The sequence below is a fragment of the Streptomyces sp. NPDC097617 genome, from assembly GCF_044761485.1.
Classification (GTDB): Bacteria; Actinomycetota; Actinomycetes; order Streptomycetales; family Streptomycetaceae; genus Streptomyces.
The window spans coordinates 28208-47722 of record NZ_JBIWCL010000030.1 but is presented as its reverse complement, the minus strand read 5'-3'; the positions used below and the strand labels follow the sequence as shown (position 1 = coordinate 47722).

8 protein-coding genes are annotated in these 19515 nt (G+C 72.6%); all 8 read left to right on the top strand.

Going from position 1 to position 19515, the window contains the following annotated elements; all coding sequences use genetic code 11:
• Positions 1 to 246: 246 nt before the first annotated feature.
• Positions 247 to 522, top strand: a complete 276-nt coding sequence (locus ACIQZO_RS34280; protein ID WP_403634034.1) for an isoamylase early set domain-containing protein — start codon at positions 247 to 249, stop codon at positions 520 to 522.
• Between the two features lie 301 nt (positions 523 to 823).
• Positions 824 to 1882 carry a FecCD family ABC transporter permease gene (locus ACIQZO_RS34275; protein WP_403634032.1) on the top strand — a complete coding sequence of 353 codons (1059 nt, stop codon included), beginning with the start codon at positions 824 to 826 and terminating at the stop codon, positions 1880 to 1882.
• A complete protein-coding gene (locus ACIQZO_RS34270) occupies positions 1879 to 2940 on the top strand; it encodes a FecCD family ABC transporter permease (RefSeq protein ID WP_403634029.1) in 1062 nt (353 codons plus the stop codon). The genes ACIQZO_RS34275 and ACIQZO_RS34270 overlap by 4 nt, the downstream gene beginning before the upstream one ends.
• 33 nt (positions 2941 to 2973) lie before the next feature.
• Entirely contained in the window at positions 2974 to 3834 is an 861-nt protein-coding gene (locus ACIQZO_RS34265) for an ABC transporter ATP-binding protein (protein WP_403634026.1), read from the top strand.
• 113 nt (positions 3835 to 3947) lie between these two features.
• Positions 3948 to 5009: an iron-siderophore ABC transporter substrate-binding protein gene (locus ACIQZO_RS34260; protein ID WP_403634024.1), complete on the top strand. Its 1062-nt coding sequence runs from the start codon at positions 3948 to 3950 to the stop codon at positions 5007 to 5009.
• The gene (locus ACIQZO_RS34255; protein ID WP_403634021.1) at positions 5006 to 6823 is read left to right on the top strand and encodes an ABC transporter ATP-binding protein; all 1818 of its coding nucleotides are present in this window, start codon (positions 5006 to 5008) and stop codon (positions 6821 to 6823) included. The genes ACIQZO_RS34260 and ACIQZO_RS34255 overlap by 4 nt, the downstream gene beginning before the upstream one ends.
• Before the next feature lie 37 nt (positions 6824 to 6860).
• On the top strand, positions 6861 to 17801 hold the full coding sequence (locus tag ACIQZO_RS34250; RefSeq protein ID WP_403634019.1) for an amino acid adenylation domain-containing protein: 10941 nt from the start codon (positions 6861 to 6863) through the stop codon (positions 17799 to 17801).
• Complete coding sequence (locus tag ACIQZO_RS34245; protein ID WP_403634017.1) at positions 17788 to 19488, top strand: ABC transporter ATP-binding protein; 1701 nt, start codon at positions 17788 to 17790, stop codon at positions 19486 to 19488. The genes ACIQZO_RS34250 and ACIQZO_RS34245 overlap by 14 nt, the downstream gene beginning before the upstream one ends.
• Positions 19489 to 19515: the final 27 nt, after the last annotated feature.

Below are 19515 nucleotides of genomic sequence, written 5' to 3'. Positions count from 1 at the left end.
GGAAGGTCGGTTTCCACGGTGCCCGGGGGCGGGACGGGACCGTAGTCCCGGTCATTCGTGCCTTGACAGGTGCGGAGGCGGCGGGTCCGTGGGCAGGACGCCGACACGCAGGGTGACATTGCGCGCCCGCGGGTCACTCGATGTGGTGGGTCCGCGCCGGGAGTGGCGGCGCCGGGGTGCGTCCGGTGCGTACGCCGCCGACGATGGGCGGCGTACCACCCCCACTGCCGTTGTCAGGAGCTCACCATGCTGGAGCGCACGCTGCGCAAGGACCACACCGAGGTCACCTTCATCCTGCCCGTCGACACCCCGCCGGGACCGGTCAGCGTGGTGGGCGACTTCAACGACTGGCAGCCCGGTGTCCACACCCTGGCCCGCCGGAAGGACGGCAAGCGCGCCGTCACGGTCGAGCTGCCCAGCAGGAGCACCCATTCCTTCCGGTACCTGGCGGCCGGGGACTACTGGTTCAACGACGAGAGCGCCGGAGACCAGGACGGCCCCAACAGCCGCCTGCACACCTGACGGCTCGACGTCCCGAGGACCGGGCGTGCGCCCCGGTCGTCCGCCCCCGGAAACCGGGGGCGGCGGCCGGGGCGCACCGCTGTCACGCCCTGGGCGAGGAACGACGTGTACAGTGCAACTAAGGCTAGGCTTACCTAAGCATTCAACGCCACGCGTATGGGGGCGCGTTCGCGGGATCGCGCTCCCGACTGCCCGATTTGTCTATCGACAGTGCGGCATGGAATCAGCTTAGCTTTACCTAAGTTACGGCCCGCTGACCATGCTTCCCTCCCGGCGGCTCGAAGGGACGACGTAGAGAAACATGGGCCCGATCGCAGTGGAACGCCCCGTGCCCAGGGGCGTAACAGAGGCCCGTCGGCGGCGGGTTGCCGGTTCGGTGATCCTGGTACTGGTCCTCCTGGCCGCCATGGTGGTGTCCTTGGCCGTCGGCGCGCGGGCGCTGACCCCCGGCGAGGTGTGGCGCGGGCTGTCGGCCCCGCCGGATCCCGATCAGCGGCTCACCGAGATACGGCTCATCGTGCGGACCGTACGCGTGCCCCGCACGGTGCTCGCGGTCGTGGCGGGCGTGGCCCTGGGGGTCGGCGGGGCGCTGATCCAGGGGTACACGCGCAATCCGATCGCCGACACGGGCCTGCTGGGGGTGAACTCGGGCGCCTCGTTCTGTGTGGTGCTGGTGATCGCGCTCTTCGGCTTCGCCAACCCCTTCCAGTACGTCTGGTTCGCCTTCGTGGGCGCCGCGGTCGCCGGTGTCATCGTCTTCGGGCTGGCGAGCATCGGCCGGGGGGCCGGCAACCCGCTGACCCTCGCACTCGCCGGGCAAGGGGTCACCGTGTTCCTCGCCGCGATGACGACGGCGGTGGCGCTCTCGGACAAGGCCTCGCTGAACGCCCTGCGCTTTTGGAACGCGGGCTCCGTGGCCGGTGTCGGATTCGACGTCATCCGGCCGGTGGTCGCGTTCATCGCCGTCGGGCTGGTCCTGGCGCTGATCACACTGCCCGCCCTGAACCTGCTCAACCTCGGCGACGACGTCGCACGGGGGCTGGGGGTGAACATCGCACTGAGTCGCACCGTCGGCATCATCGCCATCACCCTGCTGGCGGGAGCGGCGACGGCGGCGTGCGGCCCCATCGCCTTCCTCGGCCTGATGGTGGCCCACATGGCCCGGTACCTGACCGGGCCGGACTACCGGTGGCTGGTGCCGTACGCGGGTCTGCTCGGCGCCATCGTGCTGCTGGTCTGCGATATGGCGGGGCGGCTGCTGGTGCGGCCGGGGGAGCTGGACGCGGGTGTGGTCGTGGCCCTGCTCGGCGCCCCCTTCTTCGCGGCTCTGGTGTGGCGCGGAAAGTTCAAGAGCGCATGACGGGGACCGAAGTGAAGGCACCGGTGACGCCGGGCGTGCGGCTCGGCCCGGTCTCGTTCGTGTGGCGGCCGTGGGTCGTGTGCGTGACGCTGCTGCTGGCGTCGGCCGCCTTCCTCGTGTTCTGCCTGTCCATCGGCGTCGGGGACTTCCCGATCGGACTGTCCCAGGTGATCACCACGCTCCTGGGCGGGGGCGAGCAGGTCGACAAGTTCGTGATCATGGACCTGCGGATGCCGCGCGCCCTGGCCGGGCTGGTCGTGGGGGTGGCGCTGGGGGTGTCCGGGGCGATCACCCAGTCCATCGCGCGCAACCCGCTGGCCAGCCCGGACATCCTGGGGATCACTGGGGGCGCCGGCGCGGTCGCGGTGTTCCTGGTGACCGTGTCCGGCGGCACCGCCGCGGCGGTCGTCAACTCCGTGGGTCTGTCCGGGGCGGCGCTCGCGGGCGGCCTCGGCACGGGTCTCCTCGTGTACTTCCTGGCGTGGCGGCGAGGGATCGACGGCTTCCGGCTCATCCTCATCGGCATCTCGGTGAGCGCCGTGATGGAGGCCGTCACGACCTGGCTGCTGGTCACGGCCGACATCAGGGACGTCGCCCGGGCCCAGGCGTGGCTGGTCGGCTCGCTCGACAACCGGTCCTGGGGCGACGTGGGCGTCGCGCTGTGGTGCACCCTCGCCCTGATGGCGGTCGTGACGGGCGTGGCCTTCCAGTTCAAGCCGCTGCACCTCGGTGACGACGTGGCGGCGGGGCTCGGCGTCCGCTACGCGCGGGTGCGGGCGGTGCTGCTGCTCTGCGCGGTCCTGCTGGCCGGTGTGGCGGTCAGCGCGGCCGGCCCGGTCCCGTTCGTCGCGCTGGTGGCGCCGCAGGTGGCGATGCGTCTGGCGAAGTGCCCGACCCCGCCGATGGCGGCCTCCGGGATGGTGGGAGCCCTCCTGCTGATCGGCGCGGACCTGGTCGCCCGTACGGCGCTGCCGATCACCCTCCCGGTGGGCGTGGTGACCGCGGTGATCGGCGGTCCCTTCCTCATCCACCTGCTGGTGCGGGCCAACCTCCGCTAGTCGATGCCCCGATACCTCGATACCTCTTCAGACATGCCTACTTCAGGGGGAGCTGTGGCCGTACAGCAGATCGCCGGGATCGAGTCCGGGGGAGAGGGGACCTCGCGGCTGGCCGCCAGAGGGATCACGGTCGGGTACGGCGGCCGTGCCGTCATCGACGATCTCCACGTCACGATCCCGCCGCGGGTGATCACCACGATCATCGGCTCCAACGGATGCGGGAAGTCGACACTGCTGCGGACCCTGTCGAGGCTGCTGCGGCCGACCAGCGGAACGGTCGTACTGGACGGGGAGGACATCGGCCGGCTCCGGACCCGGGAGGTGGCCAAGAAGCTCGGCCTGCTGCCGCAGGCGCCGGTCGCGCCGGAAGGGCTCACGGTGGCCGACCTCGTCGCCAGGGGCCGCCATCCGCACCAGAGTTGGCTGCGGCAGTGGTCCTCGGACGACGCCGACGTGGTGGCGCGGGCCCTGGCCATGACGGGGGTGTCCGACCTGGCCGACCGCCCTGTCGACGCACTGTCCGGCGGGCAGCGCCAGCGCGTATGGATCTCGATGACGCTGGCCCAGGGGACCGATTTGCTGCTGCTGGACGAGCCCACCACCTACCTGGACCTGGCGCACGCGATCGACGTGCTCGACCTGGTGGACGACCTGCACGAGTCGGGCTGCACCGTGGTCCTGGTGCTGCACGACCTCAATCTGGCCACGCGCTACAGCGACAACCTCATCGTGATGAAAGCCGGTTCGATCCTCGCGCAGGGCCATCCCCGTGACGTGATCACCGCCGAGCTGTTGTACGAGGCGTTCGGGCTGCGGGCCAAGGTGATCGACGACCCGGTGGGGGACCGGCCCCTCATCGTCCCCATAGGCCGCGCCCACGTGCGCGTCTCATAGATCAAACGAAGTTACGGCGCAAGTAAGGCTAGGCTAGCCTCACTTGAGCGCGATAAGGTTTGGCTGCCCTCGGGCGGAACCGCAACGGACGGCACGAAAGCAAGGGATTTCGGATGCTTCTCCAGCCAACAACACGTATGAAGCCCTGGCGGAGGGCGGCGGCGGCACTGTCCTTCGCGGCCCTCGGCGTGGGGCTCCTCGCCGGATGCGGTTCCGACTCGGCGGACAAGGCGGACAAGAAGAGCGACAACGCGCCGGCCGCCGCAGGCACGTTCCCGGTCACCGTGGAGCACGCCTTCGGATCCACGAAGGTCGAGAAGGCCCCCCAGCGGGTCGTCTCGGTCGGGTACACCGACGACCAGGCCATCCTGGCGTTCGGCATCAAGCCGGTCGGCATGGTCGACCAGTACCCGAACCCGCCCGGCACGTCCCCCGACATCAACACCCAGTGGCCCTGGGTGAAGGACAAGTGGGGCGAGACCCGCCCCGAAGTCATCATGAGCAACGGCGACGCCGGCCCGAACTACGAGAAGATCGCGGCCCTGCGGCCGGACCTGATCATCGCGGTGTACTCCGAGATCGACCAGGCGGGCTACGAGAAGCTCTCCAAGATCGCCCCGACGGTGGGCCGCACCAAGGCCGAGAAAGAGCCGTTCAGCGCTCCCTGGCAGGACAACGCCGTCCACATCGCCAAGGCGCTCGGACAGGAGTCCAAGGGCACCGAGCTGGTCAAGGGCATCCAGGACAAGCTCGACGCGGCCAAGAAGGCGCACCCCGAGTTCGCGAACCAGACCGCCGTCCCGCTCTCCTGGTACAAGGACTCCGTGGCCCCGTTCACCACCACCGACGTGCGCGGCAGGCTGGTGACGGGCATCGGGTACAAGGGCCAGGCCGAGATCGACAAGATCGCGGACGGCAAGTTCTACACCACGCTCTCCCCCGAGCGCATGGACCTCGTCGACGTCGACCGCATCTTCGTCATCGCCGACAAGGCGGACCGGGAAGCGCTGAAGAAGTTCCAGCTGTTCACGAACCTGAACGCGGTCAAGAACGGAAAGGTGTCCTACCTCCTCGACAGCGAGGGCCCGGCCGTCGGCGCGGCCATGTCCCAGGGCACCCTGCTCTCGCTGCCGTACGCGATCGACGAACTCGTCAAGTCGGTCGGTCAGGTGTGAGCATCACCGCCACGCGCGCCGTCCCGTCGACCCTGCGCACGACGACGGGACGCGAGGCCGCCCGCTGGGTGGCGGCGCACTGCCGCGAGGTGCCGTGGCTGACCTTCGCGACCGTGTTCACCACGGTGGCGGGGGCGGCGCTCCAGGTACTGCCGCTGCTCCTGCTCGGCCGGGTCGTCGACGGGGTGGTCGCGGGCGGACCGCGCTCGATCCTGGTCACGACCGGGGTGTTGATGGTGGCCGCCGCGCTGCTCGGCGCGGCGGCCACCGCGCTGTCGACGTACCTCATCGGGCGCCTCGGTGCCGACCTGCTCGCCCGGCTGCGCGAAGGCGCCGTCCGGGCGGTGCTGGGCATGCCGAGCGCCCGGATCGAGCAGGTCGGCCGGGGAGACGTGCTCTCCCGGGTCGGCGACGACGTGGCCGTCCTGTCCAAGGGCATCAGAACGGCCGTCCCCACCGTGTTCTCGGCGGGCGTACTGGTCGCCATCGCCACCATCGGCATGTTCGGCCTCGACTGGCGGCTCGGACTGGCCGGGGCCTGCGCGCTGCCCGCGTACGGCCTCGCGCTGCGCTGGTACCTGCCCCGCTCAGCCCCCCTCTACCGCAAACAGCGGGTGGCCCAGGCCGACCGCGCGCAGGCCCTGATCAGCGGACTGAACGGGATCGACACGGTCCGGGCGTACCGCCTCGAAGGGGCTGTCCGCGAGAAGGTCACCCAGGAGTCGTGGCGGGTACGTGAACTCGGCATCGAGGTGTTCCGGCTCTTCGGCCGCTTCGTCGGCCGCGAGAACCGCGCCGAGTTCATCGGGCTCACCCTGATCATCGTGGTCGGGTACGCCCTGCTGGAGGCCGACGCCGCCAGCCTCGGTGAGGTGTCGGCGTCCCCGCTGCTCTTCCACCGCCTCTTCACCCCGCTCGGGTCCATCATGTTCACCTTCGACGAGGCGCAGAAGTCGGGCGCGAGCCTGACCCGTCTCGTCGGCGTGCTGGAGGAGGACGCGGAGGAGCGGCTGGTGGGCGCGCCGGCCGCGGCGCGGGCGGTCGACCCGCCGCACCCGGTGGCCGTCGAGGTGCGGGGGCTGACCTTCCGCTATCCCGACTCCGAGGAGCCGGTCGTACGGGACGTCGACCTCACGATCCCGGCCGGCGGTTCGCTCGCGCTGGTCGGGGCGACGGGCGCAGGCAAGTCGACCCTCGCGGCGCTGATCGCGGGCATCGGCACCCCGCAGGCCGGGTCGGTCCGCATAGGGTCCACCGACCTCGCCGGTCTGGACGAGGCCGGGGCGCGGGCCCTGGTGAGCATCCTGACGCAGGAGACCCACGTGTTCTCCGGCCCGCTCGCCGAGGACCTGCGGCTCGCCGCGCCCGGGGCGAGCGACGCCGAACTGGCGGACGCCCTGCGCACGGTCGGCGCCGACGGATGGGTCGACGCCCTGCCCGACGGGCTGCACACCCTGGTCGGCGAGGGCGGCGAACGCCTCGACGTCACCAAGGTCGCCCACATCGCGCTCGCCCGGCTGGTACTGGGCCGGACGCCGGTGGTGGTGCTCGACGAGTCCACGGCGGAGGCGGGCAGCGAGGGCGCGGCCGAGCTGGAACGGGCCGTGCTCGCCGCCTGCGCGGGCCGGACCACGCTGTTCGTGGCCCACCGGCTGACCCAGGCGATGGCGGCGGACCGGATCGCCGTGCTGGACGCGGGGCTGGTCGTGGAACAGGGGACGCACGAGGAACTGGTGGCCCTCGGCGGCCGCTACGCACGACTGTGGCGGGCCTGGCGGGAAGGCAGCCAGCCGGCCGGCCCATTTTTCGGTTGAGTCAACTTATCGATCTGGAAAGGGCGTTGAGCCTTCGATGACGGAATCGACCGCTCGAACCGTGCTGCTTTCTCCCACCCGCCTGGCCGATGTGCGCCGGCGCTCCGGCGACTACTGCGACGCGACCGTCGCCCGGGCGTGCGCCATCGGGCTGGCGTACTGGGCAACGGGCCGCAGCCCCGACGGCCTGGAACTCACCCCGGGCACGCTGTTCGCCGACGTCCTCGGCTGGGTGGACAGCGGCGGCGCCGGGCCGACCGGCTGGGAGATCGGCACGGACCCGGCGGGCGGCCGGAGCATCGCCGTTCCCGAGGACGTCCTCCCCGCCGACGCGCAGCTCGCGCTGGACGATCTGGCCGACTTCCCGGACCGGCCCGTCTCCACCATCGGCCCCTCCGGCGTCGAGGTGCGGCTCGCGACCCTCGCCCGGTGGAACGACACCGGTGCGGACCGGGTCCGCCCGGCCATCGTGGAGATGTTCCGCGAGCAGGCACGCCTGCGGCCGGACGCCGTCGCCGTCGTCGACGAGCACCGCACGCTCACCTACCGCCAGGCGGACGAGCTCTCCGCCCAGCTCGCCCACCACCTGCTCGAACGCGGAATCGGCGCCGAACAGATCGTCGCCGTTTCGCTGGACCGCTCCGCCGCCATGGTCATCGGCCTGCTCGGCGTGCTCCGGGCGGGAGCCGCCTTCGTACCGCTCGACCCGCAGTGGCCGGCCGCGCGCCGGTCCGTCGTCATCGACGACGCCCGCGTCGTACTGCAACTGGCCGCCTCGCAGGAGCACGCCCCGGACGAACCCGAAGCCGTCCCCGTCGACCTCGGCGACTGGCGGTTCTCCGCCTACCCCGGCGAGGGCCCCGCGATCGCCGTCCCCGGCGACGCCCTCGCCTATGTGATCTTCACGTCCGGTTCGACCGGCCGGCCCAAGGGCGCGATGATCCGCCACGAGGCCATCAGCGAGCGCCTGTTGTGGCAGGTCGACGAGATCCTGGGCTTCGGCCACGACGACGCCTCGCTCTTCAAGGCGCCCCTGTCGTTCGACATCTCCATCAACGAGATCTTCCTGCCCCTGGTGTGCGGCGGCAGGCTGGTTATCCTGCGGCCCGGCGGCGAACGCGACCCGCACCACCTGCTGAGCGTGATCGCCGAGCAGCGGGTCACCTTCACCTACCTGGTGTCGTCCATGCTGGACGTCCTGCTGGAGATCGCCGGCGACTCCGGACGCCTGGACAGCCTGCGCCACGTCTGGTGCGGCGGCGAGGTACTGACCCCCGAGCTGTACGAACGCTTCCGCACCCGGCTCGACATACCCATGTACCACGGCTACGGCCCGGCCGAGACGACGATCGGCGTCTCGCACGTCGTCTACCGCGGCGCGGCCGAACGCCTGTCGACCTCGATCGGCAGGCCCAACCCCAACACCCAGCTGTACGTACTGGACGGCGAGCTGCGCCCGGTCCCGGTCGGGGCCGGCGGCGAGCTGTACGTGGGCGGGTTCCTGCTCGGGCGCGGGTACGTGGGCGCGCCCGGCCTCACGGCCTCCCGGTTCGTCGCCAACCCCTTCGCCGCGGACGGGTCCCGGCTGTACCGGACCGGTGACCTCGCCCGCTTCACCCCGGACGGGTCGCTGGACTTCCTCGGCCGCGCCGACAACCAGATCAAGATCCGCGGCATGCGGCTGGAGATCGAGGACGTCGAGGTCGGACTCGCCGAACACCCCGCGGTACGGCACACCTGCGTCGTCGCGAAGAAGAACACGGCGGGCGGCACCTACCTCGTGGGGTACGTGATCCCGGCCGCCGGGAGCGAGGACCTGCGCGCGGACGAGGTCGGGCAATGGGCCACCGGGCACATGGTGGAGTACATGGTGCCCGCCCACATCGTCGTGATGAAGGAGTTCCCGCTCACCGCGAACGGCAAGCTGGACCGCGGCGCGCTGCCCGAGCCCGTCACCGGATCGGGCGTGCTCGCCCCGCCCGTCACCGAGAACGAACGCCTGGCGTGCGCGGCCGTCGCGGCGGTGCTGCGGCGCGAAGCGGTCGGCGTCGACCAGGACTTCTTCCGGCTCGGCGGGGACAGCATCCTGGCGATCTCCCTGCTGAGCGCCCTGCGCGAAGCGGGCCTCCACGTCACGGCCCGTCAGATCTTCACCAACAGCGTCGTGGGCGCCCTGGCGGCGGTCGCGGACCGCGAGGCGGCCGCCGTGGACCACGGCGACGTCGCCACCGGCGCCGTCGTGGGCCTGCCCATCGTCCAGTGGCTCGGCGAGACCACCGACGCCGTCGACGGTTTCGTGCAGTCCTTGGCCTTGAACACCCCGGCGAACCTGACGGCCGAAGCCCTCGACGCGATCCTCACCGCCGTGGTCGCGCGGCACGACATGCTGCGGGCCAAGCTGGTGCGGGGTGAGCGCTGGAGCTTCGAGATACCTGAGGCCGACCGGGCCGCGGCGTCCTGGCAGGAGAGCGACCGGCCGCTCGACGAGTGCGTCGCCCTCGCCACCGACGCGCTGGACCCGGCCGGCGGCGTGATGCTGCGCGCCGTCTGGCGCCGCGAGGCGCGCCAACTGGTCCTGGTCGCCCACCACGTGGTCATCGACGGCGTGTCCTGGCGGATCCTGATGGAGGACCTCTCCACGGCGTGGCGCTGGTTCGTCTCGGGCGCACCCATCGACCTGCCGCCGGTGGGGACATCGCTGCGCCGCTGGACGCAGCTGCTGGCGCGCGCGGACTTCGACGCGGACCGCGGGTACTACCGGCGTCCCCTGCCGGGGCCGGACGAGCCGCTCGGCCGGCGCGCCCTGGCCGAGGCCGACACCGTCGCCCGGGAGCGGACGACGACCCTCACGGTCGGCCCCGACATCACGGCCGCGCTGCTGGGCGAGATCCCCGCCCGCTTCCACGCCGGCGTCAACGACGTGCTGCTCACCGCGCTCGCCGTCACCCTCGCCCGGTGGCGCCGCGACCTCGGGCAGGACCAGACGTTCGCCCACATCGAGCTGGAGGGCCACGGCCGCGAAGGCCGCCACCTGGCGGACTCCGCCGGCTTCGAGCCGGAACTGTCGCGGACCGTGGGCTGGTTCACCACCCTGTTCCCGGTGACCGTCGACCCCGGCGCGGCCACCGACCCCACGGACCCCGCGTACCTGGCGGCCGCGCTCAAGGCGGTCAAGGAGGACCTCGCCCGGGTACCGGGCAACGGCCTCTCCTACGGAGCCCTGCGCCACCTGGCGGGCGCCGGCTTCGACGCCCCGGCCCCGCAGGTGCTGTTCAACTACCTGGGCCGTTTCGACGCAGGCTCGTCCGGGGACTGGGAGCTCGCCCGGACCACCGGCCAGCTGGGCGAGAAGCGCGATCCGCGCATGCGGCTGCCCCGCGTCCTGGAGTTCAACGCGATCGCCGAACCCGCCCCGTCCGGCGGCGCGTACGAGCTGGTCACCACCCTCTCCTGGCCCGACGGACTGCTCACCGACGGGGACGTCGAGACCATCGGCCGCTACTTCCGGGAGGCCCTGGCCGCCCTGGCGGTGCTCGACACGGGCGGCCACTCTCCCAGCGACTTCGCGCTGTCCGCGCTCACCCAGGCCGATGTCGACGAGCTGGACGGCCCGGCGCTGCGCGAGGTCCTGCCGCTGACCCCGCTCCAGGAGGGCCTGTACTTCCACTCGGTCTTCGACGACGACTCCGCGGGCAGCTACGTCGAACAGCAACTGCTCACCCTGGAGGGGGAGGTGGACGCCGTCCGCCTCGCCGCGGCGGCCACCCGGCTGCTCACCCTGTTCCCCAACCTGGCCGCGCGGTTCGTGGCCCTCGCCGACGGCCGCGTGGTATCCGTCCTGGAGAGCGGGGTGGAGGCCCCCTTCACCACGCTGGACCGCCCCGGCATCACCGACGAGGAGATCCGCGAGCACGCCGAGCGGGACCGCCGCGCCGGCTTCGACCTGGCGAGCGGTCCGCTGATGCGGTACACGCTGATCCGCACGGGCTCCGGCCGCAGCGTCCTGGTGCAGACCGTGCACCACATCATCGCCGACGGCTGGTCCGTACCGCCGATGCTGCGCGCGCTGCTCACCGAGTACCACGCGCCGGGGACCGTGTACCCCCTCGGCGGCTTCACCGACTACGTGCGCTGGCTCGCCGCACGCGACGAGGACGAGAGCGACCGGGTGTGGCGCGAGGAGCTCGCCGGGCTCCCCGGCCCCTCGCTGGTCGCCGAGGGCCACACGCCCTCCGACCGGTTCGACGACACCTCCGCCCCGCCCGAGGCGGACATCGACGAGGCCGCCCGGTCCGCCGGTGTACCGCTCAGCGTGGCCGTGCACAGCGCCTGGGCGGCCACCCTGGGCGGTCTCCTGCACGCCCGGGACGTCGTCTTCGGCTCCACGGTCTCCGGGCGCGACGCGGACGTGCCCGGTATCGGGGACATGGTGGGCCTGTTCATCAACACGATCCCCGTACGCGCCCGGTGGGCCGCCACCGCCACCGCGCGCGACCTGCTCGGCTCGGTGCGCGAGCACCAGAGCGCGGTGCTGGCCCACCAGCACGTCTCCCTGGCGCGCATCAGCCGGCTGAGCGGCGCCGGACCCCTCTTCGACACCCTGGTGGTGTTCGACGTGGCGACCGACGTGGCAGCTCTGCCCCGGCCCGAGGACACGCCGGCCATCACCGGCATCGTCAACGAGGGCGCCCCGCACTACCCGCTGACCCTGGTGGTGGAGCGCGCACTCGACGGCCGCCCGCGCTTCAACCTGATCTACGACGGCGCGCTGCTGCGCGAGGCGACCGCCCGGCGGATCCTGCACACCTTCACCCGCACCCTCGACGGCCTGCTGACCCGCCCCGACGCCCTCGTCGACGCCCTCGCGCCCACGAGCGAACGGCTGCCCGCGCGGACCGCCCCGACGACCCTCGGCGCGCTCTTCGACGCCGCCGCGCACCGCGATCCGGCCGCCACCGCCGTCACCCAGTGCGCCCTGGACGGCGGCGGCCGGTCCCTGACCTACGGCGAACTGGCCGCCGCGAAGGACGAGCTGGCCGCCACCCTGCGCGCGGCCGGCGTCCGGCCGGGCGAACGCGTCGCCGTCGCCGTCCCGCGCTCCCTCGAACAGGTCGTCGCCCTGGTCGCGATCGTCACCGCGGGCGGTGCCTACGTACCGCTGGACCTCGCCTACCCGGAGGCGCGGCTGGAGTACGTCCTGGCCGACGCGGCCCCGCACGTCGTCCTGGTGGACCGGGAGCACCGGGAGCGCTTCACACGGCTGCTGGCCCGGGCGGGCGTACCGGCCCGCGTGCTCGTCCAGGGCGAGGAGCCGGCGCCGCGGGAGGCACGGGAGGCAGCCGCGCCCGGGGCCGCCGCGCCCTGCGCCGGCCCGCACGATCCCGCCTACGTGATCTACACGTCGGGCTCCACCGGCAGGCCCAAGGGCGTCGTCGTCCCGCACTCCAGCGTGGTGAGCCTGCTCGCCAACACCCAACCCGACATGGACTTCGGCCCGCACGACGTATGGGTCCAGTTCCACTCGTACTCCTTCGACTTCGCCGTGTGGGAACTGTGGGGCGCCCTCGCGCACGGCGGTGAACTGCTCGTGCCCGAGTACGCGCTGACCCGCTCCCCGGTCGACTTCCACCGCCTGGTGCGCGAGCGCCGGGTGACCGTGCTCAACCAGACCCCGTCGGCCTTCTACCAGTTCATCGAGGCCGACGGGCAGGCCGACGAGCCGCTCACGTCCCTGCGCCGGATCATCTTCGGGGGAGAGGCGCTGGACCTCGGGCGGCTGCGCGCCTGGGTGGAGCGGCACGGCGCCGCCTCGCCCGAGCTGGTCAACATGTACGGCATCACCGAGACCACGGTGCACGTCACCCACCGGGTCCTGACCGAGAAGGACTTCCGCCCCGGCGACGACGTCAGCCCGATCGGCGGCCCGATCCCCGGCCTGGTCACCCACCTGCTCGATGACCGGCTGCGCCCCGTCCCGCCGGGCCGGGTGGGCGCCATCTACGTCGCCGGCGACCAGGTCTCCCTCGGCTACCTGGGCCGGCCCGCCCTCACCGCGGGCCGGTTCGTCGCGGACCCGTTCGCGGGCGACGGCTCCCGCATGTACCACACGGGCGACCTGGCCCGCCGTACGCTCGACGGCGAGCTGGAGTTCACCGGACGCGCCGACGACCAGGTGCAGCTCAAGGGCTTCCGCGTTGAGCTCGGTGAGGTGGAGTCCGCGATCAGGGAACTCGACGGTGTGGTCGACGCGGCCGTCACCGTGGCCGACAGCGCGGACCACCTCGTCGCGCACGTCGTCGGCCGGGTGCCCGCCGACCTCGCCGGCCTGCTCGCCCCGAAGCTGCCCGTCCACATGGTCCCCGGCCTGGTCCTGCCGGTCGACGCCCTGCCGCTGACCGTCAACGGCAAGCTGGACCGCAAGGCCCTCGCCCAGCAGGCCGCTTCGCACGCCCCGCCGGTCGCCGCGACCGGCTCCGCGCTCACCGCGCTGGTCGACATCTTCACCGAGACCCTCCCCGGCGTCGCCGTGGACGGCGACAGCGACTTCTTCCGGGCCGGCGGCGACAGCATCCTCGCCATCACGGTCGTCAACCGCGCCCGGGCACTGGGCCTCGCGATCGCCCCGCGGGACGTGTTCCTGCTCAGGACACCGCGCGCACTCGCCGAGCAGTTGGCGGTGAACGCCCCGCGGGCCGCAGCGCCGGCCGCCGTCGCACCCGCCCTCGTACCCGCCGAGGACGGCCCGCTGCCCCCGACCCCGATCGTCCTGCGCCGGCGCGAACTCGGCGGATCCCTGGCCCGCTTCGCCCAGGCCAGGGCCCTGGTCGCGGCCGAGGGCACCGGGTTCGCCGATGTCGAGCGCGCCGCGCACGCCGTCGTCGCCGCGCACCCCGCCCTGCGGCTTCGGCTGCTCGTCGCGCACGGGGTGTGGGCCCTGCGCACCGATCCCGCCCGCCCGGTCACCGTCGTACGGAGCCAGGCGCCCGACCCGACGGCCGCGGCGAACGAGGCCGCCGGACGGCTCGACCCCGAGGCCGGGGACGTCATCGCCTTCTCCTGGCTGGAGGCGAGCCGGACCCTGGTGGTCACCGTGCACCACCTCGCCGTCGACGCCGTGTCCTGGCTGGTCCTGCTGGACGACATCGCCGCCGCCCTGCGCGGGACGGCGCTCGCGCCGCCCACCACCTCCTACGCCGCGTACGCGCGGGCGCTGGCGGACCCCGGCGCCCACGAGACCGACGACCTCGGGCACTGGATCACCACCCTCCAGGCGCCCGCGCTGCTGCCCGCGGTCCAGCGGCTGCGCGAGACCGCGGTCGTGCTCCCGCCCGCGGTCGGCGACCACGTGACGCGCACCGCGCCCGCCGCACTCGGCATCGGCCTCACCGAGCTGCTGTGCGGCGCCCTGCGCGCCGCGCTGACCCGTGTCCAGTCCGCGCCCACCGATCTCGCGATCGAGCTGGAGCGGCACGGCCGCGTCCCGGCGCTGCCCCACCACGACTACACCCGTACGGTCGGCTGGTTCACCTCCATCGCCCCCGTGCGCCTCACGGCGCACACCGACCCCGTCGCGGCGGCGCGCGAGGTCGCCGCACGCCGGCCGGACGAGCACGCGCACGTCGCGTACGGCCGGCTCAGGTACCTCAACCCGCAGACGGCCCCCCTGCTGACCGCCCGCCCGCAGGTGCTGTTCAACTACCTGGGCCGGGGCAGTGAGTCGCAGGCGCTCCCCGTCACCGGCGGCGACCAGGGCAGCCCCTACGCCGTCGAGGTCAACGCCTGGACGGACGCCGCCACCGGAAGCCTGCACGCGGTCTTCACCCTCGCCGAGGGCGTACCCGACGAGATCACCGAGCACTGGCGCGCCGCACTGGAACACATCGCGGACGCCGCCACGACGGCCGAGCGCACCGCCCCGGTCACCCCGCTCCAGCGCGGCCTGTTCTTCCAGGCGCAGCTGGCGGGCCCGGCCGGACACTACGTCGCGCAGAGCTGGTTCACCTTCGACCGCCGCCTGGACGCCGACGCACTCGCCGAGGCGATGGCCTGGGTGATCGCCCGGCACCCGGTCGTCGGGGCCGGCTTCACCACCGACGACGAGGGCAGGGCCGTCCAGGTCCTGGGCGCCGGCCGGTGGGTCGGCGTCCGTACGATCGACCTCGCGACGGACGCCGAGGTCGACGCCCTGCTCATCCGGGACCGCGACACCGGATTCGACCCGGGAGAGCCCCCGCTGATCCGCCTGACCGTGGTGCGGCTGCCCGACGGCCGGGACGGCCTGCTGCTGAGCTACCACCTGCTGCTGTGGGACGGCTGGTCCCGCGAGATCGTGCTGCGGGATCTGTTCGACGCCTACGAGGCCGCCGTCGCGGGCCGGCTGACCTCCCCGGCCCCGGCCACGCCGGGCTTCGAGGACTACGCCCGGGCGCTCGACGCCAAGGCCCCGGCCGTCTCCGAACGCTTCTGGGCGCGGCACCTGAGCGGCCTCCCCGGCCCGACGCTGCTCGCCGGACCGGCGCCGACCCTGGCCGACGACCTGCCCCGCACACTCGTGCACACGCTCTCCGCCGAAGGCTCGGAGCGCCTGCGCGAGCTGGCCCGCACCAACGGCGTCACCCTGAACTCGGTACTGACCGGTGCCTTCGGCCTGCTGCTCGGCGCACACACGGGCCGCTCCGACGCCGTCTTCGGCGTGACCGTCTCCGGCCGCGAGGGCGAGGGCCTCGCCGAGGTCGTCGGCGTCCTGCTCAACACGGTGCCGATGTGGACGCGGGCCCGGCCGTACGACACGGTCCGGGACTACCTGACCTCCGTACAGGCGGCCCGCGTCGAGGCGATGGAGCACGAGCACCTCGGGCTCGGCGAGATCCAGCGGGCCGGCGGACACGACACCCTCTTCGACAACCTGTTCGTGCTCCAGAACTTCCTGGACATGGACGCGTTCGCCGAGATGAACGCCCGGCACGGGATCATGGCCGTACGGGCCGACGACTCCACGCACTACCCGTTCACCTGGGTCGTCACCCCGGGCGAGCGGCTCACGGTCAAGCTGGAGTACCGCGACCACGACACCCCGGCCGCCCGGCGCCTGCTCGACGACTACCTGACCGTGCTCGGGGACCTGACCACGTGGACCGGACCGGTGGGCGCGCTGCCGGGCCCGGGGCCGGCACCCGAGCCCGCCGACCGCACGGACATCGGCACGGACACCGTCGTCGACCGGTTCGACCGGGCGGCCGACCGGGACCCGCAGCGCGTCGCGCTCGTCGCGCACGGCCGGACCATGACCTTCGGGCGGCTGCGGGACCGCAGCCGGGAGCTGGCGGGCGTGCTCGCCGCCCGAGGCATCGGACCCGAGAGGACGGTGGCCCTCGCGATCCCCCGCTCCCTCGACTGGGTCGTGGCGCTGTTCGCCGTACTGCGCGTGGGCGCCGCCTACGTCCCGCTGGAGCTGGACCACCCCGACGAGCGGATCGCCGCCATCGTGGCCGACGCCCGCCCGGACGTGACCCTCACCGTTGCAGCCGTGGCGCCCCGGCTGACCGGCGAGCTGATCGAGCTGGACCGGCCCCTGCCAGCGGCCGAACCGTACGTGACCTTCGACCCGGACGACCCGGACCGGCTGCGCCACCCCGCCTACACGATCTACACCTCCGGATCCACCGGGCGGCCCAAGGGCGTGGTGACCGAGTACGCCGGGCTCACCAACATGCTCGTCAACCACCAGCGCCGCATCTTCGAGCCGGTGCTCGCCGAACACGACCACCGGGTCCTGCGCATCGCGCACACCGTGTCGTTCGCCTTCGACATGTCGTGGGAGGAACTGCTCTGGCTGGCCGACGGCCACGAAGTGCACATCTGCGACGAGGAACTGCGCCGCGACGCCCCCCGACTGGTCGAGTACTGCACGGAGTACGGGATCGACGTCATCAACGTGACCCCGACCTACGCCCAGCAACTGGTGGCCGAGGGCCTGCTCGACCACCCCGCCCGGCGGCCGGCCCTGGTGCTGCTGGGCGGCGAGGCCGTCACCCCGACCCTGTGGCAGCGGCTCGCCGAGACCGAGGGCACCGTCGGCTACAACCTGTACGGACCCACCGAATACACCATCAACACCCTGGGCGTCGGCACCTTCGAATGCCAGGACCCGGTCGTGGGCGTGGCCATCGACAACACGGACGTGTACGTCCTGGACCCGTGGCTGCGGCCGCTGCCGGACGGAGCGCCCGGCGAGCTGTACGTGGCGGGCATCGGCATCGCGCGCGGCTACCTCGGGCAGAGCGCCCAGACCGCGGACCGGTTCGTGGCCTGCCCGTTCGGCGCACCCGGCACACGCATGTACCGCACCGGGGACCTGGTGTCCCGGCGGCCCGACGGGAACCTGATGTACCTGGGCCGCACCGACCAGCAGGTCAAGATCCGCGGACACCGCGTCGAACCGGGCGAGGTCGAGGCCGTCTTCGCGGCGCACCCGGCGGTCCGGTTCGTCGCCGCGGTCGCGCAGCCCGACCCGCAGGTCGACGGCGCGTACCGGCTCGCCGCCTACCTCGTACTCGGTGGCCCGGACGGCGGCGACCTCGCGGCCGTCGCCACCGAGGTGGGCGCCGCACTGCCGGACTTCCTGCGCCCGACGCACTACGCCCAGGTCGACCGCATCCCGCTGACCGTGAACGGGAAGGCGGACACCAAGGCGTTGCCGGAGGCCAGGCCGCTCGGCACACTGACCACGGCGGGGGAGCGCGGACCGGAGACCGAGACCGAGACCGTGGTCTGCGAGTTCTTCGCCGAAGCACTCGACCTGGACGACGACGAGGTGAGCGCCTTGAGCGATTTCGTGTCCCTCGGAGGGCACTCCATGCTGGCGGTGCGGCTGATCGGCCTGCTCCGCCGGGAGTACGGTCCTGTGGTCACGGTCCGCGACCTGTTCACCCTGCGAACCCCGGAAATGATTGCCCGCCACCTCGATGAAGACTCCTGACGCGCAGCGGACCCGACCGGGGTCCGACATCCTCAAGACGGCCCTGCGCCGCAACATGGGCGCCATGACCTGGGGCACCGTCCTCATGGGCCTGTACCAGGCCGGTGAGACCGCCTTCCCCATCGCGCTCGGCCTGATCGTCGAGCACACGATGCAGGACCGCAGCCCCGGTGCGCTCGCCCTGTCGATCGGCGTACTCGCCGTGATCATCACGACCGTGTCGCTGTCGTGGCGGTTCGGCATGCGCATCCTGCAGAAGGCCAACACGACCGAGGCGCACCGCTGGCGGGTGAAGGTCGCGGACTGCGGACTGCAGCCCGTCGCCCGCGACGCCGGCCTCAAGTCCGGCGAGGTGCTGACCATCGCCACCGAGGACGCCGACCAGACGGCCGACATCATCGAGGTGGTGCCCCTGCTGATCAGCTCCCTGGTCGCCGTGCTGGTCGCGGCGGTCGCCCTGGGGCTGGCCGACATCCGGCTCGGCCTGCTGGTGATCGTGGGTACCGCCCTGATCCTGTCCATCCTGAGCGTGATGTCCAAGCGGATCGGCTCCAGCACCCGCGAACAGCAGGCCCGGGTGGCCCGGGCCGGCGCCAAGGTGGCCGACCTGATCACCGGCCTGCGCCCGCTGCACGGCTTCGGCGGCAACCACGCGGCCTTCGGGTCCTACCGGAAGGTCAGCACCGAGGCCAAGCACCAGGCGATCACCGTGGCCGGGGTGAACGGCGTGTACACGGGCACCGCGACGGCCCTCAACGCGGCGCTCGCCGCCGGCGTGACCCTGACGGCGGGATGGCTGGCCTTCGAGGGCCGGATCACTGTGGGGGAGCTCGTCATGGCGGTAGGACTCGCGCAGTTCATCATGGAGCCGCTGAAGCTGTTCTCGGACATGCCCAAGTACGTGATGATGGCGCGCGCCTCGGCCGAGCGGATGGCCCTGGTGCTGACCGCGCCACCGAGGGCCACGCCGGGCCCCGAGTGCCCGGCGGCCGGTGGGGACCTGGAGATCGACTGCGTCCGGTACGGGGCCCTGCGCGACCTGAAGTTCCAGGTTCCGGCCGGCGAGTTCGCGGCGATCGCCGTCTACCGGCCGCGCGCGGCGGCCGACCTCGCCGCGATCCTGGCCGTGAAGGTGGCGCCGCACGAGTACGAGGGAGCGGTGCGGGTCAGCGGGGAGGAACTGGCCGCGCTGTCGATCGAGGCGGTGCGCGGGCACATGCTCGTGAACCCGTACGACGGCGAGATCTTCGCGGGCACCCTCCGTACGAACATCGATCCGTCGGGCACCAGCCGGTCCGTCGACGCGGCCGTCGAGGCGTCCATGCTGACCGATGTCGTCGCCCTCCACCGAGAGGGGCTCGACCACGAAGTCCGCGACCGCGGCGCGAACCTCTCCGGAGGACAGCGCCAGCGGCTCTCCCTGGCGCGTGCCCTGGCCGCCGACACCGACATCCTCGTCCTGCACGATCCGACCACGGCCGTGGACGCGGTCACCGAGCAGCTCATCGCACGCAACATCGCCGAGCTGCGCCGGGGCCGAACCACCGTCGTGATCACCAGCAGCCCGGCCCTGCTGGACGCCGCCGACCGCGTTCTGGTCCTGGACGACGGCGTGATCACCGCCGAGGACACCCACCGCAACCTCCTGGCCGGCGACGAGGAGTACTGCCTGGCGGTGGCCCGGTGAAGCGAGGAGCGACGAGGGGGCGAGGGG